The 24403-nt window shown below is 72.3% G+C and carries 22 protein-coding genes; 11 read left to right on the top strand and 11 right to left on the bottom strand.

Annotation, left to right across the window (positions count from 1 at the left end; genetic code table 11):
- Positions 1-374 precede the first annotated feature (374 nt).
- Positions 375-1541, bottom strand: coding sequence for an enterobactin esterase (locus IPH07_07380; protein ID MBK6917205.1), 1167 nt, complete (start codon positions 1539-1541; stop codon positions 375-377).
- A 221-nt stretch (positions 1542-1762) separates the two neighbouring features.
- Positions 1763-2683: a hypothetical protein gene (locus IPH07_07375; GenBank protein MBK6917204.1), complete on the bottom strand. Its 921-nt coding sequence runs from the start codon at positions 2681-2683 to the stop codon at positions 1763-1765.
- Positions 2684-2802: 119 nt separating this feature from the next.
- Between IPH07_07375 and IPH07_07370 the strand changes: the two genes are divergently transcribed.
- The gene (locus IPH07_07370; protein ID MBK6917203.1) at positions 2803-3093 is read left to right on the top strand and encodes a hypothetical protein; all 291 of its coding nucleotides are present in this window, start codon (positions 2803-2805) and stop codon (positions 3091-3093) included.
- A gap of 39 nt (positions 3094-3132) precedes the next feature.
- Here IPH07_07370 and IPH07_07365 read toward each other — a convergent pair whose 3' ends face one another.
- From IPH07_07365 to gcvT, 4 genes are all read right to left on the bottom strand, one after another.
- Positions 3133-4431, bottom strand: coding sequence for a citrate synthase (locus tag IPH07_07365; protein ID MBK6917202.1), 1299 nt, complete (start codon positions 4429-4431; stop codon positions 3133-3135).
- A gap of 187 nt (positions 4432-4618) precedes the next feature.
- Complete coding sequence (locus IPH07_07360; GenBank protein ID MBK6917201.1) at positions 4619-7726, bottom strand: protein kinase; 3108 nt, start codon at positions 7724-7726, stop codon at positions 4619-4621.
- Positions 7727-7748: 22 nt separating this feature from the next.
- Positions 7749-8129, bottom strand: a complete 381-nt coding sequence (gene gcvH, locus IPH07_07355) for a glycine cleavage system protein GcvH (GenBank protein MBK6917200.1) — start codon at positions 8127-8129, stop codon at positions 7749-7751.
- A 53-nt stretch (positions 8130-8182) separates the two neighbouring features.
- Positions 8183-9283, bottom strand: coding sequence for a glycine cleavage system aminomethyltransferase GcvT (gcvT, locus tag IPH07_07350; GenBank protein MBK6917199.1), 1101 nt, complete (start codon positions 9281-9283; stop codon positions 8183-8185).
- A gap of 255 nt (positions 9284-9538) precedes the next feature.
- Between gcvT and IPH07_07345 the strand changes: the two genes are divergently transcribed.
- Positions 9539-10693, top strand: a complete 1155-nt coding sequence (locus IPH07_07345; protein MBK6917198.1) for a hypothetical protein — start codon at positions 9539-9541, stop codon at positions 10691-10693.
- Here IPH07_07345 and IPH07_07340 read toward each other — a convergent pair.
- From IPH07_07340 to IPH07_07330, 3 genes are all read right to left on the bottom strand, one after another.
- Complete coding sequence (locus IPH07_07340) at positions 10690-11778, bottom strand: TerC family protein (GenBank protein MBK6917197.1); 1089 nt, start codon at positions 11776-11778, stop codon at positions 10690-10692. The two genes, IPH07_07345 and IPH07_07340, sit on opposite strands and share 4 nt — an antisense overlap.
- A 43-nt stretch (positions 11779-11821) precedes the next feature.
- Positions 11822-12346 (bottom strand): hypothetical protein, encoded by a 525-nt coding sequence (locus IPH07_07335; GenBank protein ID MBK6917196.1) that lies wholly within the window; start codon positions 12344-12346, stop codon positions 11822-11824.
- 77 nt (positions 12347-12423) lie between these two features.
- Complete coding sequence (locus IPH07_07330) at positions 12424-13212, bottom strand: competence/damage-inducible protein A (GenBank protein MBK6917195.1); 789 nt, start codon at positions 13210-13212, stop codon at positions 12424-12426.
- 229 nt (positions 13213-13441) lie between these two features.
- On the opposite strand from IPH07_07330, the gene carA reads away from it, so the two are divergent.
- The 5 genes from carA (at position 13442) to IPH07_07305 (ending at position 17695) form a co-directional block, all read left to right on the top strand.
- Positions 13442-14605: a glutamine-hydrolyzing carbamoyl-phosphate synthase small subunit gene (carA, locus tag IPH07_07325; protein ID MBK6917194.1), complete on the top strand. Its 1164-nt coding sequence runs from the start codon at positions 13442-13444 to the stop codon at positions 14603-14605.
- A 24-nt stretch (positions 14606-14629) separates the two neighbouring features.
- Positions 14630-15259, top strand: a complete 630-nt coding sequence (locus IPH07_07320) for a hypothetical protein (protein ID MBK6917193.1) — start codon at positions 14630-14632, stop codon at positions 15257-15259.
- A gap of 69 nt (positions 15260-15328) precedes the next feature.
- Positions 15329-15829, top strand: a complete 501-nt coding sequence (locus IPH07_07315) for a peptidylprolyl isomerase (GenBank protein ID MBK6917192.1) — start codon at positions 15329-15331, stop codon at positions 15827-15829.
- 91 nt (positions 15830-15920) lie between these two features.
- Complete coding sequence (locus IPH07_07310; protein ID MBK6917191.1) at positions 15921-16601, top strand: hypothetical protein; 681 nt, start codon at positions 15921-15923, stop codon at positions 16599-16601.
- Positions 16602-16789: 188 nt separating this feature from the next.
- Positions 16790-17695, top strand: coding sequence for a DUF4397 domain-containing protein (locus IPH07_07305; protein MBK6917190.1), 906 nt, complete (start codon positions 16790-16792; stop codon positions 17693-17695).
- A 115-nt stretch (positions 17696-17810) separates the two neighbouring features.
- Here the strand turns inward: IPH07_07305 and IPH07_07300 are convergent, their stop codons facing one another.
- Both IPH07_07300 and IPH07_07295 read right to left on the bottom strand, forming a co-directional pair.
- The gene (locus tag IPH07_07300; GenBank protein MBK6917189.1) at positions 17811-18440 is read right to left on the bottom strand and encodes a sigma-70 family RNA polymerase sigma factor; all 630 of its coding nucleotides are present in this window, start codon (positions 18438-18440) and stop codon (positions 17811-17813) included.
- 226 nt (positions 18441-18666) lie between these two features.
- On the bottom strand, positions 18667-19623 hold the full coding sequence (locus IPH07_07295; protein MBK6917188.1) for a hypothetical protein: 957 nt from the start codon (positions 19621-19623) through the stop codon (positions 18667-18669).
- Between the two features lie 171 nt (positions 19624-19794).
- Here IPH07_07295 and IPH07_07290 point away from each other — a divergent pair, with 171 nt between their 5' ends.
- Genes IPH07_07290 through IPH07_07275 form a run of 4 tightly spaced genes read left to right on the top strand, consistent with a single transcriptional unit; the run spans position 19795 to position 24382 of the window.
- Positions 19795-20841, top strand: a complete 1047-nt coding sequence (locus tag IPH07_07290) for an NAD(P)-dependent glycerol-3-phosphate dehydrogenase (GenBank protein ID MBK6917187.1) — start codon at positions 19795-19797, stop codon at positions 20839-20841.
- Between the two features lie 59 nt (positions 20842-20900).
- On the top strand, positions 20901-22451 hold the full coding sequence (locus IPH07_07285; GenBank protein MBK6917186.1) for a protein kinase: 1551 nt from the start codon (positions 20901-20903) through the stop codon (positions 22449-22451).
- 36 nt (positions 22452-22487) lie between these two features.
- Positions 22488-23210, top strand: coding sequence for a hypothetical protein (locus tag IPH07_07280; GenBank protein ID MBK6917185.1), 723 nt, complete (start codon positions 22488-22490; stop codon positions 23208-23210).
- Positions 23207-24382: a coproporphyrinogen III oxidase family protein gene (locus tag IPH07_07275; protein MBK6917184.1), complete on the top strand. Its 1176-nt coding sequence runs from the start codon at positions 23207-23209 to the stop codon at positions 24380-24382. The genes IPH07_07280 and IPH07_07275 overlap by 4 nt, the downstream gene beginning before the upstream one ends.
- Positions 24383-24403: the final 21 nt, after the last annotated feature.

The following is a 24403-nucleotide window of genomic DNA, read 5'->3' as shown; positions in this document are numbered from 1 at the left end:
CCCGATCGCGCTGCCGGACGGTCCGAGCTCAACGTCGTTCGAACTCCAGATTTAGTGGGTTTGAGGCGGAAAAGCCATGGCTTCCTTTGCGCCGCCGGACGAATCCCCTGGCGGCGCGCGCCCGGGCACGCGCGACGCTGGAGGCTGGAGGGTGCTCGCGAGCCGGCGCCGCCCACATGCGTGGGGCGCAACGCCGCGGTGTGCCGAGCGATCGTCGACGGCACGTGCGGGCGCACCGCGACCACGCACTCGCGCGCCGAGCCTGATTCCGCGCCCTCGCGCTCGCGCGCGACCTCACGGAGATCGGCACCGCGCGGCCGCCCGTGCCGCCGCAGGCCCGGGCGCACAGGCGCAGCTGCACCGGCGCGCGGGCGTCAATCCACCGGGTAGCCGCGCCACAGCCAGCGCAGCGTCTCGGGCAGGGTCTGTCGCAGCACGCGACCGTCGACGTGGCCGGCGGCCTGCGCGAACACGAAGCGGTAGTGATAGGTCTTGGCCGCCAGCGCTGCCGCCATGGCGTAGTTGGCCGCGACCCAGTCGTGCATGCCGTCGCCGAAGTTGCCGTCGAGGTTCAGGTCGTTCTCGCCGACCTCGAGGAACACCCGCAGCGGCAGCTCGTCGCCCTCGGCGATGAGGTGCTCGTGGTACTCCCACGCGCCGTTGGGGTAGTCGTCGCTCGAGTGCTGGCGCACGAACGTGCCGGAGTAGGTGAGGATGCGGCGGTAGAGATCCGGCCGCAGCCAGCCCATCGTGAACGCGCACGCGCCCCCCGAGCTGCCACCCATGGTCGCGCGGCCCCACGGGTCGTCGGTGAACGCGAGCCCCGGGTGGGCCGCGGCGATCTCGGGCTGCAGCGCAATGATCGGTAGCACCTCGGTCTCGATGAAGTTGGTGTAGTCCTCGGACACGCGGTCGTACTCGAGACCTCGCTCGCTGCCCATGCCGTCGCCGGGCCCCGGGTTGATGAAGATGCCGATCATCGCCGGCAGCTCCTGAGCGTCGATCAAGGTGTCGAGCGTGGCGCTGGTGAGGTCGCGGTAGCCACCGCCGTCCTGCACGAGCATGAACGGCGCCGCGGTGCCGTCCTCGTACTGCTGCGGCACGTAGACCCAGACGTCGCGGGTGTACGGTCCGGTCACGCCGGGAAAGATCGCGCTGTCGGCCGAGTCCATCGTGAAGTGGTAGATGTCGCCGCGCGGCACCCCCTCGCCGGGCACGATCTCGGGCGCGTCCACGTAGTCGGGCCCGATCTCGTAGTCGCCGTCGCCTTCGATCCCGGGGTCGTAGCCGGTCGAGCTCGAGCCGCCGCCGCTGCCGTCGTCGCCGCTGCTGTCGCCGGGACCGACGCCGGTGGTGGTGCCGGCGTCGGTGGTCGTGGACGCGGTGGTGCTGCTGCCCGGCGCCGTGGTGCTCGACGCGGTCGTGGCGGTCGTCGTGGCCTCGCCGGTGGACGTGCCACCGTCGCCGGTGTCCGTCGCGGCGCCTTGGTAGCAGCCGCTCGCGAGTGGGACCGTGAGCAGGGCGAGGGCGTGGCGTCGCATCCTCGCAGGATAGCGGCGAAGCGACGCGCGGGGGCGTCGAGGCGATGCCCCGGCAGCACCACCGCGAAACGCGTCGCCGGCCCAGCGCGCGGCGAGGGGCGATTGCTCGAACCCCAGGTGCCACACCCCGCGCACCTCGATCCGCCGCAGGTGCCAGCGATGCGGCTGTGCCCGCAGCTCGGCCTCGGTGACGACGATCGCGAGGGCGCCGGACATCGTCCTCACGACGGCTCGATGCGGGACTGCAGCAGGCGTCGCACGCTGACGTCGACGCGGCTGGCGAGCAGATCGATCACCGCGTCGAGCTCGTGCTCGGCGATCTGCAGCCGCTGGCCCAGCGCGGTGCGGAGGTTCGCGAACAGCTGCGTGCGCGCCTCTTCGAGCCAGCGGAACGCGGTCGCGCGGTGGACCCCGTACATGGTCGCGAGTCGATCGCAGCCGAGCCCGTGCAGGTACCGCTGCCGCAGCAGGTTGCGCTGGCGCGGGCTCAGGGCCGCGAGGCCCTCGCGCATGGCCTCGCCGAGCGCGGGGCCGTAGCTGCGGCGCATGTAGTCGAGCTCGGCGTCGTCCGGGCCGGCGGCGCGATCGAACAGGCGCTCGTCGCGGGCGGGCGCGTCGACGGGCGCGGCGCGGCGGGCCTGATCGATGAGCACCCGCGTGGCGGCGACGCGCACCCAGCTTCGCAGCGAGCCGCGACCGCCGTAGCCGGCGATGCGCGCGGGCTCGCCCGGCGGCGCCACGAACAGTCGCTCATGCACGCGCTGGCGGAAGTCGTCGGCCGCGAGCCCGTGGCCGCCGGTGCGCGCGTAGGCGATGTCGAGCTCGCGGCCGAAGTCGTGCTCGAATGCGACGAGTGCGTCGCGATCCCCGGCCGCGCACGCGCACGCCAGCGCGAGGTCGGCCACGTGGATCGCCGCGAAGGCCTGCGCGGGCTCGGCGTCGTCGTCGAGGCCCTGGGCCAGCTGCGCACCCAGGCGCGCCGCGGCCCCGTCGAGGGTCGCCAGCGACGGCACCGCAGCGGTCGCGTCGGCCCACAGCTGCGTGAGCGCGGCCGCCAACGGGGGCCACGCGGCGACCCGCTGCGCCAACCCCGGCGCGAGGGTCGTCAGCAGGGCATCGCGCAGGTCGGGCGCAGCTGGCATCGCGCCCCAAGGTAGCGCGCACCGCCGCTCGAGGCCGATCGAAAAAAATCGACACCACCCCGCGCGACACCTGGCGACGACCCCCGTCTGGTGGCCCCGACCCCGAAAGGAACCCACCCATGAAGGCCCTCAAGATCCTCGGTTACATCTTCGGCGCGCTCGGTCTCGCCATCTTCGTGTTCTGGTTCGGCTGGCTCAAGGCCCCCGATGCCAAGGACGTCTGTGACAACGTCGCCAAGGTCATGAAGAAGGAGACCGGCGCCGAAATCCCGGCCGAGCTCATGACGCAGTGCGTCGCCGAGTACTCGAAGGCACCGGAGTTCGGCCGGCTGCCGTGGGTGAACCGCCTCAAGTGCATCCGCGATGCCGAGAGCACCGACGCCATCGAGGCCTGCGAGAAGAAGCGCTAGCGGGCGCGCGAGCACGTCGCGCCCGCGCCCGCGCCCGCTCTACCTGCGCTGATCGATCGGCACGTACTGCCGCTCGTTCTCACCGGTGTAGATCTGGCGCGGCCGGGCGATCTTCGTGCCCGGGTCCTGCACCATCTCCTTCCAGTGGGCGATCCAGCCCGGCAGGCGTCCGATCGCGAACATGACGGTGAACATGTCGGTCGGGAAGCCCATCGCGCGGTAGAGGATGCCGCTGTAGAAGTCGACGTTGGGATAGAGCTTCTTCGACACGAAGTAGTCCTCGCGCAGCGCGACCGCCTCGATCTCCTTGGCGAGGTCGAGCAACGGATCGTCGACGCCGAGGAAGTCGAGCACCTCGTCGGCCATCGCCTTGAGGATCTTCGCGCGCGGATCGTAGTTCTTGTAGACGCGGTGGCCGAAGCCCATCAGGCGCCGGTTGCCGCGCTTGTTCTTCACGTCGTCGAGGAACTTCTTGTAGTCGCCACCGTCGTCGCGGATGCCCTCGAGCATCTCGATGACCTCTTGGTTGGCGCCGCCATGCAGCGGGCCCCACAGCGCGAGGATGCCCGCGGCCACCGCCGCGTAGGGGTTGGCGCCGGAGCTGCCGACCATGCGCACCGTCGAGGTCGAGCAGTTCTGCTCGTGGTCGGCGTGGAGGATGAGCAGCTGGTTGAGCGCCTTCTCCAGCACCGGCGAGACCTCGAACTCCTCCGAGGGCACCGCGAACATCATGTGCAAGAAGTTGCCGCAGTAGCGCAGCGCGTTCTTGGGGTAGACGATCGGCTGGCCGATCGACTTCTTGTAGGAGAACGCCGCGATGGTCCGCACCTTCGACAGCAGCCGCGTGATGTGCAGGTCGAGCAGCTTGGGGTCCATCGAGTCGGGGTAGTAGGCCGACAGCGAGGTGACCATCGCCGACAACACCGCCATGGGGTGGGCGGTCGGCGGGAAGCCGGCGAAGAAGTGCAGCATGTCCTCGTGGATGAGGCTGTGCCGCGTCAGCTGCCGGCGGAACTCGACCAGCTCGGTCTCGGTCGGCAGCCGCCCGTGGATCAGCAGGTAGCTGACCTCGACGAAGTTGGAGTGCTCGGCGAGCTGCTCGATGGGGTAGCCGCGGTAGCGCAGGATGCCCTGCTCGCCGTCGAGGTACGTGATCGCGCTCGTGGTCGAGCCCGTGTTCATGTACCCGGTGTCGATCGTGATGTAGCCGGTGTCGGCACGCAGCGTGCGGATGTCGAGCGCCTGCTCGTTCTCGCTGCCCGTGCGGATCGGCAGCGTCACTGCGCGACCGTCGGGTAGGTTCAGCGTCGCGGCCTTGTCATCGGTGGTGGTGGACATTCGGGGCGCATCGTAATCCGATTGGCCGCCGTGATGGTCGTCGGGACCTTCCGACGGCCGGTTCGGGCGCGATCGACGGCCGCGCGGGGCGATCGGCGCGGGTCTGCGTGGGCCGGGCAGGGCGCGAGCGGGGCGCGCCCCCGAGCAGCCGTGCGGCCGCGCCCCCGGCCGGTGGCCGCGGCGGCGGTCATGGCTCCGGGCGACGCCGCGAGCGGGCCCGCTGGGCCCGTGGATCCGCGGGTCCGTAGGCGGCCTCGAGCTCGGCCACGATCGCGTCGTAGAGGCGGCCGCCGTACTCGTGCTGGCCCAGCGCCCAGGCGAGATCGGCCCGCGCGAGCGTGCTCTCGCGGACGCGCCAGTGGTGCTGACCAAACGCGCCGACCAACGGCACGTAGACGTCGTCGAACAGCTCGAGCGCGCGCGCGTCGTGGCCGTCGGCGCGCTCGAGCTCCGCGAGGTCCCACTGCGCGAGCGCGGTCGCGGGCGCAAAGCCGAAGTGGGCCTCGGCGAGCCCGACGGCGCGCTCGAAGCTGCGGCGGGCGGCCGCGGTGGCGCCGGCGCGACGCTGCGCGCGGCCGATGTCCGACAGCAACGGCACCAGGCGTGGATCGTCCTCGCCGAGGCCTGCGATCGCGGCCGCGAGCGCGGCGTCGAGTCGCGCGAGGCCGTCGGTCGTGGCGCCGCGCTCGATCGCCAGCGCCCCCTGCCATGACAGCGGCAGCGCCTTCTCGGGCTCGACATACAGGTAGATCATCGCGTCCTCGAACGACTTGGCGGCCGCGTCGAGGTCGCCGCGGCTGCGCTGGATCTCGCCCTGCACACCGAGCCAACGCCCGCGATCGAAGTCGTGGCGCAGCGACTCCGACGGGAACGCGATCGAGATGGCGGCTTCGATCGCGCGCTGGGCCTCGGTCGCGTCGCCGGTGACGAGTCGCACGCGGGCCTGCACCGCCAGCGCAGCGCCGTAGCGCAGATCCTCAGGACCGACGCTGCGGGCGAGCGAGGCCACCGCGTCGTCGCTCTCGCGGCGCGCGGTCGCGGGGTCGTCGAGCACCAGCGCGGCGGCGGCCCGCGCCAGCCGGGCGCGCGCGAACGTGGGGTGGTCCTCGCCGACGGCCGTGCGCAACGCGTCGGTGGCCGCATCGAGCGAGGCCACCGCAGCCAGCGGGTCCGACAACGCCGCACGCTCGAGCCCGCGGGCCAGCGCGAGCTCGCCACGCAGGGTCGCGTCGTCGATGCGGGCGACGATCGCCGCGGCGGCGTCGGCCCACCGCCCGGCGTCGACGGGGCGCAGCGCCGCTGGCCCGAGCACCTCGACCAATGCCACCGCCGCGGCCACGCGCACGGTGTCGTCGTGGCCCGCGGTCGCGGTGGTGGCCGCGGCCTCCAGCTGTGCGATCGCGAGGTCGGTCGCACCGCGCTCGGCGTGGGCCAACCCCAGCGCGAGCTCGGCGCGGCCGGCCAGCGACGTGAAGCCGCGCTCGCGTGCGCGCGTCAGCACGTCCTCGATCGCGGCCGGGGCTGCGCCGTAGCGATCGAGCCGCACCAACGCCTCGGCGGCCGCGAGCTCGCCGTCGAGCACGGTGATCGCGGCCGCGTCGCCCGGCGGCGGTGCGGACGGCTCGGCCCGCAGCCAGCGTTCGTGTCCGCAACGGCGCGGATCGGGCAGCGTCAGCGCGCCGTGGGCGACCGCGTCGACGACCTGGAAGCGGGGGAGATCGAGCGCTCGTTGCACGAAGGCGTCGAGCTGCCCACGCATCCGCGCCAGGCATCGCAGTCGCACCGGCGCGTCCGCGAGGCCCGGGTCGCATGCCGCGGTCGCGAGCTGGCGGTGGGTCTCGGCGAAGCGATCGAGCACCGGCATCACACGGGCGACGACAGCCGCGCCGTCATCCATCGCCGACAACGCCGAGCGCAGTGCTTCGCGGCGCGGCGCGTCCCACCGTCCGTCGAGGTCGGCCGCGCGGGCACGGCACTCGTCCACCGACGGCGTCGGGGCGATCGCGGGCGCCGTCGCGGCCGCGCCCTCCACCGTCGTCGGCGCGACCTCGGTGGGCGATGGCAGCGCGAGCGTCGAGGCCGGCGCGGGCGCGGTGACGCCACCCAGCCACGCGAGCACCGCGACCGTGCCACCGACGCCCAGGGCCATCGCGCCGACCATGCCCGCGGCGCGCATGCGTCGGGATCGATCGCGCTCGAGCGCGGCGAGCAGGTCGGCCATGCTGGCGTGCCGCGCCGCAGGGTCGCTCGCGAGCCCCTGCAGGAGCGCCTGTCGCAGCCACGCCGGGGCGCTGCGCGGTGGCGGGCGCAGGCGCCCCTGCAGCACCGACTCGGCCAGCGCGAACACACCATCGCCGGCGAACGGGCGCGCGCCGAAGCACGCGTGGTAGAGCGCGACGCAGAAAGCGAACTGATCGGAGCGGGCATCGGCCGGCAGGCCGCGCCACTGCTCGGGGGCCATGTACGCCGGCGTGCCGACGATCGAGCCCTGTGCCGTGGCCAGCACCGCGCTCGCCACGGTCGCGCCGAGCGGCGCGCTGCGGCTGGGCCCGGTGGCACCGTCGTGGTCGAGCACGCCGTCGGCACCCGGCGCCTCGAGCCACTGCGACAGCGGCCGTGCGAGCCCGAAGTCGGTGACGCGCGCGCGGCCGTCGTTGCCGATCAGCACGTTGTCGGGCTTGAAGTCGCGATGCACCAGCCCGACCGCGTGCGCGGCCATGAGCCCGCGGCCGGCCTGCACGAACATCGCGAGGATCTCTGGCAGCGTGCGCTGCCGCTGCTCGAGCCAGCGCGCGAGCGTGGTGCCGTCGACCAGCTCCATCGCGACGAACACCTGCTCGCCGACGCGACCGACGTCGTGCACCGCGACCACGTTGGCGTGGGCCAGCTGCGCCATCGCCCGCGCCTCGCGGAGCATCCGTGCGCGCGTGAGCTCGACGTCGACGGTGATGCCGGGATGCAGCAGCTTGATCGCGACCCGCCGGTGCAGCTCGGGGTCGACCGCCTCGTGGACCATGCCCATCGCGCCGGCGCCGATGCGCGCACCCAGGCGGTAGCGGCCGACCTGCAGCGGCACCGCCGACCCGTCGGCGTGGGCGAGCGTGGGCTCCGAGAGGGTCGTCTGCAGCTGCGCGTCGTCCGACGCGAACAGTCGCAGCAGCGTGGCCAGTGTGCCGGCGCAGCCGCTGCAGCCGTCGAGGTGCAGCTCGATGCGGGCACGGGTCGCCGCGTCGAGCCCACCGCGTCCGAAGGCCTCCAGCGCCGAGGGGTCCGGGCACGCGCTCGCGGTCGACACCGACAGGCGGCCCTTCTCGCGCCTACAGCAGCTTGCCGTAGGCGTCGGCGTCGAGCAGGCCGTCGAACGCGGCGGCGTCGGCGGGTTTGATCTTGATCATCCAGCCGGCGCCGTAGGGGTCCTCGTTGACGCGCTCCGGGGTCGCGTCGAGGTCGGCGTTCTTGGCCACGATCTCACCCGCGAGGGGCGCGTAGAGCTCCGACACCGCCTTCACCGAGTCGACGTCGCCGAAGCGATCGCCGGCGCCGACCTTGGTGCCGATGGACGGCAAGGTCACCAGCGTGATGTCGCCGAGTTGCTCGACCGCGTGGGCGGTGATGCCGACGACGATCACGTCGCCGTCGCGGCGGGCCCACTCGTGTTCCTTGGTGTAGCGAAGGTTGGCGGGGACGTCTTGGCTCATGGATCGGATCCTGTTGCGAAGCGAGGGGGGCGACGGACGAGAGGCAGTGTCGATCAAGCCGGCTTGCGGCGGTAGAAGGGGCCCTTGACCTGCTGCGCGAGCGCGATGCGGCCGCGCTGGCGCAGGCGCAGGGGCGCGTCCGCGCCGGCCACGGCGGCGGGGACCCAGGCCATGCCGACCGCGCCGCCGACCGTGGGCGCGACGCCGCCGGAGCTGACGCGGCCGATCACGGCGTCGGTGTCGTCGACGACCTCGGCGCCCTCGCGGACGATTGCGCGGTCGGTGACGCGAAAGCCGACCAGCTTCTGCGCGCTGCCATTGCGCTTGAACTCGACCAGCGCATCGTGGCCGACGCAGGCGATGCCCTTGTCGAGCTTGACGACCCAGCCGAGGCCGGCGCCGAACGGCTCGGTGGTCTCGTCGATGTCGTTGCCGTACAGCGAGAGCCGAGCCTCGAGTCGCAGGGTGTCCCGGGCGCCGAGCCCGATCGGCTGCACGCCCGCACCGACGATCGCGTCCCACACCGCGCGTGCCCCGTCGGGCGCGACGAACAGCTCGAAGCCGTCCTCCCCGGTGTAGCCGGTGCGCGCCGCGAGCACCGCGACGCCGGCGATCCGGCCCTGGCCGAGCCCGAAGCTCGGCACCTCGGCCAGCTCGGCGCCCGCGAGGCCGGCGACGATGCCCACCGCCGCGGGACCTTGCACGGCCAGCAGTGCCCACGAGGACGACACGTCGTCGATGCTGCAGTCGGCGCCCTCGCCGAAGCGACGGAAGTGGGCGAAGTCCTTGGCGACATTGGCCGCGTTCACGACGATGCGCAGGTGATCGGCGGCCAGGCGATACACGATGCAGTCGTCCACGATGCCCCCCTCGGGGTTGCACGTGACGGTGTACATGGCGCGGCCATCGACGAGCTTGCCGATGTCGTTGGTCACGAGCCTCTGCACGCATGCGATCGCACCGGCGCCGCGGAAGTCGACCTCGCCCATGTGCGAGACGTCGAAGATGCCGGCGTGCTCCCGCACCGCGCGGTGCTCCGCGAGGATCCCCGCGGGGTACTGGATCGGCATCGACCACCCGGCGAAGTCGACCATCTTGGCGCCAAGCGCCACGTGGGCGTCGAAAAGGGGCGTGCGCGCGGTGCTCTCGGCCATGCTGGGGCGTTCCTTGGAGGAGGTGGCCCGCACTATGGGGCAAGCCCGGGCGGCGGTGGAAGCGGAGCCGCGACGCTCGCCGCCGGCGAGCTCCGTCCAGCGGCTTTGGCGGGGGCACGCGCGAGCTGCTACAACCGGGCGATGCGCCCGCGCGCGATGCCTCGAGCGACGCCTGCGCCGCGCGAAGGCGTGGTGCCACCGACGTCGTCGGCCACGTCGTCGCCCACGTCGTCGCCCACTTCGACGCTGGGCCGAGTGCAACCACGCCGCGGGTCGACGCTCGGGCTCGGGCTCGCGCTCGGCCTCGCGCTCGGCCTCGCCGGGGCCTGCACCAAACGCGAGATCACGCCCGGCATCAACGGCGGCCCGATGACGAAGATGGGCAGCGACCGCTACGTCCGCAAGGCGATTCGCTCGTCGAACGAGGGCGTCATCCTGCTGCCGAGCGAGAAGGCCGAGCGGGTCTACGAGCTGCCACGTCTGACCGAGATCGCCCACGCGCTGCGCGACCCGGCGGCGCTGTGCTTCCTGAGCCGTGCGATCGAGACCCTGGAGCCCGCGCCCGACGACGAGCGGGGCTTCGCGGGCGTGCCCGAGGGCCAGGTGAAGATCCGCGTCCGCATCGCACCCTCGGGCGAGGTCGTGCGCACCGAGGTGCTCGAGTCCGGCTTCAAGGACGAGAGCATGCCGCCGTGCGTGCAGAAGGCGATCGAGCGGCAGGTGTTCCCGACCAACAAGGGTGGCGTGAACCACTTCGTCGACGTGGTCTACTGGGTCAGCCTCGGCATGCAGGCCGACGTGCACACCGAAGCCTATCGTCAGCAGCTCGAGCGTGAGCGCATCGCTGCGGGCGTGCGGGCCAAGCCGTGCCTGCAGGGGCGCACGCCGGCCGGCAAGTACCACATCGCGGCGCTCAACCTCGTGAACCGCGACGGCCTCACGATGATCAATCGCATCGACGCGCAGAGCCTGCCCGAGGAGGTCCGCAGCTGCGTGGCGCGGGCGTTCCGCGACCTGCAGATGCCGCGGCAGCCCGACGCCTTCGTGCGCCCGGTGCTGGCCGCCGTCGACGTCGAGGTCGGTGGAGGCGAGGGCGGCATCACGGTCGACGGCGAGGAGTGGCTGCGGCTGATCGAGCTCGAGGAGCGCGTGCGGGCCGACGAGCGCGCCCGCGCGCTGCGGGGTGGCGACGCCGTCGACGGCAGCGCCGACGCGGACGCCAGCGACGGCGCCGCGGACCTCGGCCCCACCGCGCCGGACGAGGACGTGGGCGCCACCGACGACACTGCGCCGGTCGACGACACCGCGCCCGCCGACGATGCGGCGCCCGCCGACCGCCCCCGTGGCGACCCCGGCAAGGGCGGCCTGAAGCTCGAGCTCGGGCCCCGCCAGCGCGGCGCGGGCGGTTAGCGCGGCGCCGGCGGTTCGCGATCGACCGGCGGCACCGCGGCGACCTGCGAGATGTCGGCCGGGCTCGCGCCCATCGAACCGTCGACCGACGCGGTGATCGACGCGTGGGGATCGATGTCGGCGATCAGCGAGGCGGCCTCGGTGTGCTCGAGCACCTCCTCGCGGTCGGGCTTGGGCGGCATCACCAGGCTCACCAGCATGGACGCGCCGATCAGCCCTGCGACGATCCCGAGCGACAGCCCGGTCGGCACCTCGAGCGGCGCGATGAGGCCGAACAGGCCCTCGGCGACGATCATCTTTGCGCCGATGAACGCCAGCACCAGGCCCAGGCCGTACTTGAGGTAGGCGAAGCGGTCGAGGAAGTTCTGCAGCAGGAAGAACATCGCGCGCAGGCCCAGCACCGCGCACACGTTGCTGGTGAACACGATGAAGGGATCGCGGCTGACACCGAACACCGCCGGGATCGAGTCGAGCGCGAAGACCACGTCGGAGGTCTCGATCATGAGCAGCACGATGAACAGCGGCGTCGCGCGCAAGCGACCGTCCTGGCGCACGAAGAAGCGTGCGCCGACGTAGCGTCGCGTCAGTGGCAGCACCTTGCGGGCCATGCGGTAGGCGAGGTTGCCGCTGGGGTCGACCTCCTCCTCGCCGGAGAACAGCAGCTTCACGCCCGTCAGCAGCAGGAAGCCGCCGAACGCGTAGAGCAGCCACTCGAAGCGACCGATGAGCTCGAGGCCCGCGAGGATGAAGGTGCCGCGCAGCACCAGTGCACCGACGATGCCCGCGAACAGCACGCGGTGCATCACCTGCGGCCGCACGTCCATGTAGCGGAAGATGACGATGAAGACGAAGAGGTTGTCGACCGACAGCGACTTCTCGAGCAGGTAGGCCGAGAGGAACTCGAGCCCGGCCTCACGGCCGAAGCGCCAGCCCACGAAGGCGTTGAAGGTCAGGCTGACGCAGACCCACACCACCGACCACGTCAGCGCCTCGCGCGTGCTGATGACGTGCGACTTGCGGTTGAAGACACCGAGGTCGATGAGCAGGAACAGCAGCACTCCACCGAGGAATGCCGCCCACAACATCGGGCTACCGAGGGACGCTACGGCGATCAAGTGCGTCTCGACCTCAGAGCTTGGTGACCGCGTCGGCCTTGACCTTGATCTCCATCCGACGCGGCTTGGCGTCGTCGAGGTAGGTCATTTCCAGCAGGGTGCCGGTGAACTCGATGTACGTGTCGGCGGCCGCGGGACCCATGAGGTCGCTGTCGGAGAACAGGTGGTACTCGACCGTGACCTCGAGCCACACCGGATCGGGGACCTTGGCCCAGATGACGTACTGCCCGTACTTGCGGTCGTCGATCTTGTCGGTCAGCTCCTCGGTGCGCTGGTAGGTCGCCTGGCCCTTGAAGCTGCCGGGGGAGCCGATCAACTTGGCGAGGTGCGCCTCGCGGGCGTCGTCCTCCATCGAGTTGAAGGCCTCGAGGTTCTTCTCGTTGAACGTGAAGTCGCCGCCCTTGGGGTCGAAGGACTTCGGCGCCGCCATGAACTTGGGCTGGTCGTGCTTGGTGCTCTTGCAGGCGGGCACTGCCACGGCTGCGCCCACGGCGAACACCGCGGCGAGACCGGTCGTTGGGCACCAGGGGGCGCGCATGGGCGGTAAACCTATCACTTGCCGCGCGCTTGTCCACGACCTCGCCGGCTGCGGCGCCGACCGGGCCCAAGCCGCGACTAGACCGGCGGCTCGTGGTCGAGCAGGTGTTGCGGCGCGAGGGCGGCACGCAGACGCTCGCGCGCCGCGTCGACCTGCGCGCGCAGGGGCGTGGGCGCCTCCAGCGTCACCTTCACGTGGAGATGGATGCGACCGTCCTCGCCGCGGCTCCATCGCGGGTACGAGCCGACGTCGATCTCGGGGAACTCCGCGACCACCGCGTCGAGATGGGCGGCGAGCTTGCTCTCGTCGAGATCGGTGTAGACCACCGCGAGGTACCAACCATCACCCGAGGGGAGCTCGCCCGCGAGTGCCTCGAGGTGCTCCAGCTTCGCGCGCAGCAGGCTGGGGACGCCCGGCAGGATGTACGCGCGTGCGCCCTCGACATCGAGGCGCATCACCGGCCAGCCGGTCGGCGCCCGCAGCAGCGTGCCGGCGGGCAGGTCGGCCATGCGCAGCGCGGCGTCGGTGATGCGCTCACCGTAGTGCGCGCGCAGCTGGGCCTCCATCGCGGCGTTGCGGACCAGCGGCCGGCCGGTCGCCGCCGCGATCGAGGCCAGCGTGCGGTCGTCGTGGGTCGGACCGACGCCGCCCGAGGTGAACACCAGCTGCGCCCGCGCGACGAGCCGCAGGAATGCGGCGCCGATCTCCTCCGCGGTGTCACCGACGGTGCAGATCTCGAGGAGTCGGATGCCGCGGCGTCGCATGACGCACGCCAACGCGTGGCCGTTCTCGTCGCGGATCTTCCCGCTCAGCAGCTCGTCGCCGATGAGCAACACGGCAGCGGTCGGGGCTTCGCGGTGGGTCATTGCCGGGCGCGATGGGGCGAGGCGGTCGAGAGCGGGCGTGGGCGAAGGTGGCCCACGGGGGTCGAAGCCACCCGCGCCGCGCATCGTAGCAGCATCGCGCCCATGGCGGCGCCCCGACGGCCACCCGAGGCCGCGGGCGCTGCCTTGACGCCGGCTCACCACGTGCGCGACAAACCCGACCGTGCTCGACGCGCGAGGTCACGACGCCACCGCCCCCGACGCCGTGCTCGTGCTCGCCGATGGCCGCGTCTTCCGTGGCGTGGGCTTCGGCGCGCGTGGCCACGTGGTCGGCGAGGTGGTCTTCAACACCGCGATGACGGGCTACCAGGAGATCGTCAGCGATCCCTCGTATCGCGGGCAGCTGGTGTGCCTGACCGTACCCGAGGTCGGCAACGTCGGCTGCAACGACGACGATCTCGAGTCGGCGCACGCCGGCGCCGGCGGTCTCATCGTGCGCTCGTTGTCGCCGACGGTGTCGAACTGGCGCGCGCGCTCGGATCTCGCGGGCACGCTCGCGAGCCGCGGCGTGATCGGCATCGCCGAGGTCGACACGCGGGCGTTGACCCGGCACCTGCGGCGCTTCGGCGCGACCATGGGCGCGCTCGCCAACGACGGCACCGCGCTCGAGGTGTTGCAGCAGGCCGCACGGGCGGCCGGCACGATGCAGGGCCGCGGCCTCGCCCACGAGGTCTCGACGCGCGACAGCTACACCTGGCGCGAGCCGACGCTGTGGCACGCACCGGGCGACGGCCTCCGCGGGCACGTGGTGGTGATCGACTTCGGCGTGAAGCGCAACATCCTGCGCAACCTCGTCGATCGCGGGCTCGCGGTCACGGTGATGCCGTCGACCACCACCGCGCAGGAGCTGCTCGCGGCGGCGCCCGACGGTGTGCTGCTGTCGAACGGCCCCGGCGACCCCGACGCGCTGCCCGACGTGGTCGCGCAGGTGCGTGCGCTCATCGAGCGCGCGCCCACGCTGCCGGTGTTCGGCATCTGCCTCGGGCACCAGCTGCTGAGCCTGGCGCTGGGCGGCCGCACCTACAAGCTGCCGTTCGGCCACCACGGCGGCAACCACCCCGTGCGGGTCGACGCCGCGGCGATGGTCGACGTCGACGACGGTGGCGCGCGGCCGTTCGCGGTGCAGATCACCTCGCAGAACCACGGCTTCGCGGTCGACGCCGGATCGCTCGCGGCCGCCGGTGACGTCGCGGTCACCCACGTGAACCTCTTCGACGACACCGTCGCGGGCCTGCGGCTGAAGGGCCGCCCGCTGCTGGGCGTGCAGTACCACCCCGAGGCCGCGCCCGGCCCCCACGACGCGTCGCCATGGTTCGATGGCTTCGCGACGATGGTCGCGCACCACCGCGACGACGCGCGCGCGCACGCACGGTGACGCGATGCTGCGCGCGGTGAGCCCGTGATCGACCGACGGCTCGAGCACGCCCTCGACGCGTGGGCAGCGGCCGCGTTCGGCGACGACGACGGCGCCGCACGCCTGCAACCATGGCTCTCGCGCTGGGCCGAGGAGGTCGGGGCGCCGCGCGGCGACGACGACGACGCGGAGGCATGGGTGCGCACGCGCTGCGACTGGGCGTTGGTCGAGATGGGCGCCGGCCAGGGCTGCCCGCGCGACGACCACGACGACGCGCTTCGGCGCCGACTCGGCGGCTCGCACGTGGGGCTGTTCGAGGTGTGGCCCACCGAGCAAGGCAAGGCGTGGCTGCGCGACCGCGTGGCTGGCATCGCGATGCAGCTCGACGCCGTCGTCGATCTGCGACCCGAGGCCCGCGGTCCCGCGGCGCTGTGGGAGCTCCGGGTCGTGGTCGAGGGCGCACGGCTGCTCGCCGTGCGGCCACCGCTGTCGTACCCGCTCGAGCTGGTCGCCGTGCTCGACGAGCTGCGTCCGCCAGCCGAGACGCCGCCACCGGCCGACGGTGGCGCCGCGCTGCTGCAGGCGCTACGTCACGCACGGCTGTGGCACGGCCGCGCGGGCCGCATCGATCCGCGACCGGGCTTCGCCGCGGCGATTCGACGCGTCGCGCCCTGACGTCAAACGCACGCGCCGGCGCATTGCGGGGCTTCGCAGGCGGCTGCTAGTGTGGCCGCCGCTTTCGCCATGATCACCGCCAACAAAGTCGTCACGATCCACTACACCTTGCGCAACGATGCCGGCGAGGTGCTCGACAGCTCCGACGGCGGCGATCCGCTGGCGTACCTGCACGGCGCCGACAACATCGTGCCGGGCCTCGAGCGTCAGCTCGAGGGCCGCAAGGTCGGCGACAAGCTGCAGGCCAAGGTCGCGCCCGCCGATGGCTACGGCGAGAAGACCCCCGGTGGCCCCAAGGCGATCCCCAAGAGCGCGTTCGCGGGCATGGAAGTCGCGCCCGGCATGACCTTCATGGTCGAGGACGACGACGGTGATCACATGCCGCTGCGCGTGGTCGGCGTCGCCGGCGACGAGGTCCTGGTCGACATGGATCACCCGCTGGCCGGCGAGACGCTGCACTTCGACGTCGAGGTCCTCGAGGTCCGCGACGCCACCGCGGAGGAGCTGACCCACGGGCACGTGCACGATGGTTCGCACCACCACGGGCACGATCACGACCACGACCACTGAGCACTCCGGCGGCGCACCCGGCCACCTGCGACGACGCGCGACGGCGAGGTTGACCGCCGCCGCGTCCGTGGCCCAAGCTCTTGCTGTTGTGATGTCCGCCGTCCGCTCGCCCCGATCGCTGCAGCTGCTCGCGCCGCTGTGCCTGTGGACCGCGTGCGCGCAGGGCAGCCTCGACAACGGCGGCTTCGGCTTCTCCGCCAGCGGACCCGGTCCGGTCTCGACCACCGCGACCGCGACCGCCGGTGACAGCGACGGCGGCTCGAGCTCGAGTGGCGCCGCCGAGGCCAGCGGTGACGAGGCCTCGACGGCGGCGGCCACCACCACCGGCGATGCGACGGCGTCGAGCTCTGGCGGCGCGGCCGATACCAGCAGCGGCGGCGCGGCCAGCAGTAGCGACGCGAGCGCATCGATGACCGACGCGTCGATGACCGGCGCATCGATGACCGGTGGCGATCCGCCGCCCGAGGTCGGCGAGTACGAGGACTGCGCGGCCGCGACCTGCGTCGATGGCAGCGACTGCATCGAGCTGACCGACCTGCCGGCCAACGACGCCTTCTGTTCGCCGCAGTGTACCGTCGACGCCGATTGTCCCGCGGGCCCCGGCGGCGACGCGTTGCCGGTGTGCGCGCTGTCGGACGCGATGGCGGTCGATCCGACCAACTGCGTGCTGCTGTGCGAGTACGACGGCCTCGACTACGGCACCTGCCCGGGCGGCATGTCGTGCACGTCGATCCCCGGACAGACGACCTCGATCTCCGTCTGCATGTGGTAGCGGACGCGTCGCGACGCCGCTCTCCGACCCGCCGTGCGCTCGCGCCCATCCGCCGCTGTCGCCGCCCGCTGCGCGACGGCGAGTGACGGCGTCGAGGGGAAATCCGCCGTGACGCGGTGGCAAGTTTGGCGACCTGCTTCAAACACTCCGCGTTCGGTTCTTTCCAGGCCGGACGGGAAGCATGAACCATGAAGGACACTCGACTGCATCTGCTGATCTCGTTGACCCTGCTCGCGCCCGCCTGTGGCGGTGACGACGGCGACGGCGCCACGGTCGCCGACGACTCCTCGAGTACGGGCGGCTCGTCGGAGACCAACAGCACCACCGCGAGCACGACGACCGCCTCGACCACGGCGACGGACACGACGACCGCGACCGACACGGCGACGACCGACACCGGCACGACCGACGACACCATGTCGACGACGATGGCCGACTCGAGCACCGGCGGCGAGCCGGCGGCGGTCCGCGTCATGCACCTGGGCGTCGGCGCGCCTGCGGTCGACGTGTTCGCGAACGGCGAAGGCCCGGTCTTCGAGGGGCTGGAGTTCCGCAACAGCACCGACTACGCCAGCGTGCCGGGCGGCGACTACACCTTCGAGGTCTCGGTGTCGGGCAGCCCCGCGTCGGAGGCGGTGCTGATGCCCGCGCTCACGCTCGACGCCGGCGTCTCGTACACGGCGGTCGCGATCGGTGACCTCGCGATGACCGATGGCGCGCCGGGACTGCAGGCGATCGCGCTGGTCGACGACGCCGAGGGCATCGACGCCGCCAACGTCCGCATCACGGTCATCCACGCTGCACCCGCGGTCGGCCAGGTCGACATCTGGGAAATCACCGGAACCCCGGTCGCGCTGCTCGAGAACGTCGACTTCGGCGTCTCGGCGACGCTGCCCGACGTCCCGGCCGGTCCGCTCGAGATCGGCGTCGACGTCGACGACGACGCGACCCCCGACGTCACGTTCACGGTCGACACCACGCCGCTGGCGGGTGGCCAGGTCAACGTGTACGCGAACAACGACGCCGACGGCAACGTCGCGCTGGTGGCCCAGCTCGCCGACGGCACGGTGCTGACCATCCCCGCCAACGGCTGACGGCCCGCGGTGTGCTCGTCGTCCGCCGCACGCTCGCGACGGACGACGACGCCCCGCCGGCAGCGCCTCGCGATCGCGCGCGAGCACGGGGCCGCCGCTCGTTCATGGCCGGCGATCAGCCGCCGTCGGGCTCGCCCTCGATGACCCGGGCATCGAGGCGCAGCACCGCCGATTGCAGCAGCGCGGGCGGGGCCTTGCTGTTGAGCAACGAGTCGCGCAGCATCGCCTTGCCGCGGAACAGCCGGCTCTTCACGGTCCCGAGCGCCACGCCGAGCTCGTCGGCGATCTCGGCGATCGGCCGGTCCTCCCAGTAGAAGCGCTCGAGCACCGCTCGGAACTCCGCGGGCAGCACCTCGAGCGCCTTGAGGAACAGCTTCTGCTCGTCGAGTCGCGCGACCGCCACCGACGGTGAAGTCCGCACGTCGCGGATGTCGGCGACCGACGGCGAGACCACGTCGCCGACGCCCTTGCGGCGCTTCCACTCGAGGTAGAGCAGGCGCCGCGCAACCCCGAAGACGTACGCGCGGAAGTCGGTCTGCACCGCGTCGCGGCGCGTGATGCAGGCCTCGAAGGTGCGCTGCGTCAGATCCTCGGGGTCGACGTCGCGTCCGGCCTGCGAGAGGTTGGCCGAGAAGAAGCGGTACACCGCCACGAAGTGCCGTCGCAGCAGCTCGTTGCCGGCGTGGGCATCGCCCTCGCGCCAGGCCGAGAGCAGTGTGCTGTCGTCACGGCTGTCGGCGGCCACGTTCGCCCGACACGGTATCACCTTCTGCGTGGCCCGTGCGATCGGACGCACGCTCGCGGGCGGGCGGCGGCGGGTTGCCGGGCAAGGCCCGCTCGAAGCCCGCGGGGCCGCTCGAAGCCCGCGGGGCCGCTCGAAGCCCGCGGGGGCGGGGCGGGCCCGCGCGCGTTTCGGTTGGGGGTGGCCGCGGTGGCCGCGGCCGTCCAAGCGGGTGGCGGGTCGACGGCGATCAGGCTGGGACGCCGCAGTACCCGACGCCTTGAAGGTTCGGCGGCGGGTCGTCGAGCGCCTGGATGCAGTCCTCGGCGGGATCGGTGCATTGGTCGTCGGCGAGGTCGCACACCGGCGTGCAACAGCCGCTGTCGCTCACGCAGCCGTTGGTGCCGGTGCGACAGATGAGGCCGGGGCTGCAGCCCTGGATCGTCGCGCAGGGATCGCCATCGCCGCCCATGCCGTCGGGTGCACCGGGTACCGCGCACACGAAGTTGTTGAACGCCGCGTAGCAGCCCTGGCCCGGCGTGCAGTCCTGCACGAGCGGATCGCAGGTGACCTCGCACAACGGCAGCGCGCCGTCGTTGAACGGGAAACACTCGCCGCCGTTCTCGCAGGGCTGGTTCACCACGCAGAACTCGAGGCAGATGCCCATGCCGGTGTGGCCGCTGACGTCGGTCATGCAGAAGAAGCCTGCCGCGCAGTCGTCGTCACCCTCGACGCGGGTGCACTCCTCGCCGAAGACGTGGTCACCCGAGACATCGACGCAGTGCGTCGAGTCGACCGTGCGACCGCCCGGTGTCGACACGAACGAGGTGCACTTCTGGCCCTTGGGGCAGTCCTGCAGGCCCGGATCGCACATCGCCTCGACGTTGCCGTCGTCGGGCTGGCCGATGAAGCTCATCGTGTCCGCGGCGGTGTCGTCGGTGGTCGACATCGAGGTGCCCGCGCTCGTCCCCACCGTGGTCGACGCACTGCTGCCGGTGCCCGAGTTGCTCGCGCTGCCGCCTCCACCGCTGCTGCCGCTCGAGCTGCCGCCGTCGCCGTCGCCGTCGCCGTACTCGGCGTTGGTCTCGCCCGCATCGACCTTCGAGCCGCAGCCGCCGACGGCGACCATCGCCGACCACGCCCACAGGGCTGGCGCGAGGAGGGAGGGGTGGAACGCGGCAGGTCGAGGCAGGGGGAATCTGCGCATGGCGCGATCACCCTACGGTGAATTCCGGCGTGCGCGCAACTGGCGGACCTCGGAAAGCCGCCATTCCTGCCCTCGGCCGGCGACCCCCGGGCCGGTGGGTCCCCGGCGCGGCGGTCGGCCCGCGGAGGCTGCGGACGCGGGGCCCGGTGCCGTTGTAAAAACGCGCCCACGATGGCGGCGGCAGGCGACGCGGGCGGGCAGGGGTCGAAGGGGCGCGTGGCCGTGCTCGGCGCGGGCAGCTGGGGCACTGCGCTGGCGATCCACCTCGCGCGTCGCGGCTACGACACGCAGCTGTGGGCGCGCTCGGCCGAGCACGTCGAGCAGATGCAGGACCAACGCAGGAACACGCGCTACCTGCCCGATGCTCCGTTCCCCGCGTCGCTGCACGCGACCGCGTCGATGCGCGACGCCGTCGCGGGCGCCGAGCTGGTGGTGTGCGCGATCCCTTCCCATGCGATGCGCGACGCGATCCGAGCGCTCGCGACGGTGGTCGGTGATCCGCCGCCCTACTATTTGATCGCCGCCAAGGGCATCGAGGTCGACTCGCTCGCGAGCATGCACGAGGTGCTGCATGACGAGCTCCCGCCGGTGCATCGCGAGCGCGTCGCGGCACTGGGCGGGCCCAGCTTCGCGGCCGAGGTCGCTGCCGGGCTGCCGACCACGGTGGTGGTCGCGGCCCACTCCGAGGACGTGCGCCTGGCCGTGCAGCGCATGCTCTCGGGTGACGGCATCCGGGCCTACGTCACCGACGATGTCGTCGGCGTCGAGCTCGGTGGCGTGCTCAAGAACGTCATCGCGTTGGCCGCGGGCATCGGCGACGGTGCGGGTCTCGGACAGAACGCGCGCGCGGGCCTCATCACCCGCGGGCTCGCGGAGATCAGCCGCCTGGCGACCAAGCTCGGTGCCCACCCGGCCACGTTGTCGGGCCTCGCAGGCATGGGAGATCTGGTGTTGACCTGCACCGGCGGACTCTCTCGCAACCGCCGTGTCGGCATCGCGCTGGGGCAGGGTCGCACGCTCGACGAGATCCTCACCGAGATGGGCATGGTCGCCGAGGGCGTGAAGAACACGCTGTCGGCCCACCGACTGGCCGCGCGCGAGCAGGTCGAGATGCCGCTCGTCGCGACCATGCACGCCATCCTCTACGGCGGACTCGCAGTGCGCGATGCGGTCGATGCCCTCATGGGCCGGGCGCTCCGCGCGGAGCGAGAGTGGTGAGCACCCCGTTCGCGAGGATGGCCTCGCGTCGGCCGATCCGATAGGCTAAGGATGCGACGTTGAGCAACATCGAGCCCACGCCCTTCGGTGACAAGTACGTCCTGGTCGAGCACATCGCGACCGGCGGCATGGCCGAGATCTATCGCGCGCAGTATGCCGGCATCGAGGGCTTCGCGAAGGAGCTCGTGGTCAAGACGCTGCGGCAGGAGTTCGCGGCGCGGCCCGAGGTCGTGGGCATGTTCCTCGACGAGGCCCGGGTCGCGGCGACGCTGACCCACAACAACGTCGTCCACACCTACGACCTCGGCGAGCTCGGCGGCGAGTACTTCATCGCGATGGAGCTGCTCAAGGGCGAGGAGCTCGTCAACGTGATGCGCCGCGCGGCGGCGGCCGGGCGCGGCATCCCGCTGGAGCTGTCGATCGGCATCATCATGCAGTCGTGCGAGGGGCTGCACTACGTGCACAGCCGCACCACCGAGGACGGCACGCCGCTCGGCCTGGTCCACCGCGACATCAACCCCACCAACATCCACGTCGGCTACGACGGCGTGTGCAAGATCCTCGACTTCGGCATCGCTGCCACCCGCGCGTCGGCGGTCGCCAAGAAGGGACAGGTCGCCGGCAAGCTGTCGTACATGGCGCCCGAGCAGCTGCTCGGCCACCCCATCGATCAGCGCGCCGACATCTTCCCGCTCGGGGTCGTGCTCTACGAGCTATGCCTCGGCCGTCGACTCTTCCGCGGCGCCCGCGAAGAGGTCACGCGCCGCGTGCTCGAGGGCGACATCCCGGCACCGACCTTCGTCGATCCGAAGTTCCCGCCCGCGCTCGAGGCGATCATCATGCGGGCGCTCGAGGTCGATCCCGCCGATCGCTACCAGAACTGCGATCACTTCTTCCGCGACCTCGAGGCCTTCCTCACCGAGGCGGGGCTGTCGTGGACACCGCGGCGATTGAGCGCCGTGATGTCGGAGCTGTTCGGCGAGGGCGCACCCGCCAACGTCGACTACGACGACGAGTACAGCGACCTCGATCAGGCACTCGACTTCGCCGCCTTCGATGCCGTGCCGGAGGCCGGCGACGACGACGTGCCCGAGTGGGCCCGCACGGTCGAGGCCGGCAATCCCCAGCCACGCAAGCGGCCGATGACGATCGGCAACATCGAGGCACTGGTCAGCCAGGCCCGCTTCGACGAATCGGCACCGCACCCGGTGGCGCGCGACGTGCCGCCGCCGACCGCATCGCCGCCGGCGCGTCCGCCCAAGCCCACGGGCGCGAGCGAGGACGCGCGCGAGGGCGCTGACCCGACCCGGTCGGGGGTCCACCGCGCGGTGCAGGCACCGGAGGGCGATCGTTCGCGCCGACGCCCGGGCACCGGCTCGCGGCCCGTGGTCCGGCCCGCGCGCAACCCGACCCCGGGCTCGGGACGGCACCCGGTGGCGACCACCGGACCGTTGGCCGCAATCGCACCCGATGCCGCCAGTGGGCGCACCTTCGGACACTCGGTGGTGAGTGACGAGTCCAAGCGCGGCGGCAGCTGGGTGTGGATCCTCGGCCTCCTGGCCGTGTCGGGACTGGGCTACGTCGCCTATGCCCTGTTCACCACCAAGTGACGCGCGAGTAGTGGTACAAGGGTCGGCGCAGTTCGAATGAAGAACGGCAGCCACAACCCCGGCGCGTGGAGTCTACCCGCGTGGTCACGGATCGGCGCCTTCCAGGTCTTCGGCGACTACGCCGCGATGCCCGGCTTTCGCGTCGTCGTGGCGCTGGGTCCGAGCTCGCAGGCGCTGACCGAGTTGCTCGAGGCGCGCGCGACCGCGTCGGCGTGGCTCGACCCCGAGCTGGCGCGGGCGAACCTGCGGGCGGGCCTCGGCCTGATGCGCGGTGGCGTCGGTGACTTCGTCTACGCCAACGCCGAGCAGACCATGGTGCTGGTGCGGCGCGAGCTGTCGGCGCGGGCCGGCGCCGCGGTCGCGCTGCAGTCGCAGCTGGTGAGCCAGTACGCGGCGCGGCTGTCGTTGCTGTGCGGTCGCGAGCTGTCGGTCCAGGCCCGCATCTTCGAGTTCCCCGATCTCACCGTCGTGCGCCGCGCGATGGCGACGGTCGTGGAGGAGACCGAGGAAACCACGCCGCTGCGCAGCTCGATCTGGCTCGGGGCGCAGCTGCGCGGCCGCGGCCAGCCGTTCCACCCCTCGATGGTCGAGACCATCGAGGAGCAGACCAGCCTGCTGCGCGGGCACGGCATCGACATGGACTCGTTGCCGGCGTGGTGGTGGCGCGGGGTGGCGGCGCAGCGCGTCGAGGGCGGCGCGCCGCGGCTGTTCGACGATCTGCCCCACGGCGAAGCCTTCGGCGAGCTCGTCCCGGAATGACCGCCGCGCCGGCGGACGGCGACGCGCGGCGCGAACCGAGCCTCGACGAGGACCGAGGCTGGGGCCTGTACGTGCACGTGCCGTTCTGCGCGCGGCACTGCCCGTACTGCGACTTCGACTTCGTGGTCGGACGGCGCCCCGACTGGCGCTCGTTCGTCGATGGCCTCCAGCGCGAGCTCGATGCGCGCGCCGACCGGCTGCCGACCACGCCGCCGCGCACGGTCTACCTCGGCGGTGGCACACCGAGCCTGGTGGGGCGCGAGGGGCTCGCGGCCGTCGTGGGCCGCGTGCGCGCCGCGACGCCGTGGCGTGCACTCGACGAGTTCACCGTCGAGCTCAACCCCGAGCACGTCGACGACGCGCTCGTCGACGGCCTGCGTTCGCTCGGCGTCGATCGGGTCTCGCTCGGCGTGCAGAGCTTCGAGCCCGGGGCGCTCGCACAGCTCGGTCGCGTCCACGATGCCGCGGCAGCGCGGCACGCCGTGGCGGCGGCGATCGCTGCCGACCTGCGCGTGAGCATCGATCTGATCGTCGGCTACCCCGGGCAGTCGGCCGACGCGTTGGCCCGCGACCTCGAGACCACGGTCGCGCTCGGGGTCGGCCACGTGTCGATCTACGCGCTCGACATCCCGGCCGAGGTGCCGTGGACCAAGCTCGTGCGCCGCGGTCTGCGGGTGCTGCCCGACGACGACGCGCAGGCCGACGCGCTGCTGGCCTGCGAGGCCGCGCTGGTCGGGGCCGGGCTACGGCACTACGAGGTCGCCAGCTACGCACGGCCCGGGCAGCACGCGCAGCACAACGCCAGCTACTGGCGCGCGATCGACTACGTCGGCCTCGGTCCCTCGGCGGCGTCGGCCCGCTACGATCGCGACGGTGCGGTCCATCGCCGCACCAATGCGCGCACGCTGGCGGCGTGGTCGAGCGGTGCGCCGCCGAGCTGCGAGTCGCTGTCGCCGGCCGCGACCGCCCGCGAGGCGCTGTGGCTGGGGCTGCGCCGACTCGACGGCTTCGACGAGGCCGCCTGGCGCCGGCGCTGGCCCGACGCCGCCGCCTGCGACGGCGCGATCGAGCTCGCGCTCGCGCGGGGCGATCTCGTGCGCGATGGCAGGGGCCTGCGGGTCGCGGCGGCGCGATGGCTGCAGCACGACCGCATCGCCGTCGATCTGTTGTGACGTGCGGCGGCGGCCCCGACC

Source organism: Deltaproteobacteria bacterium, assembly GCA_016709225.1.
In the GTDB taxonomy this organism is placed as follows: domain Bacteria; phylum Myxococcota_A; class Polyangia; order Nannocystales; family Nannocystaceae; genus Xiheibacterium; species Xiheibacterium phototrophicum.
This window is presented reverse-complemented; position numbering and strand designations above follow the sequence as displayed.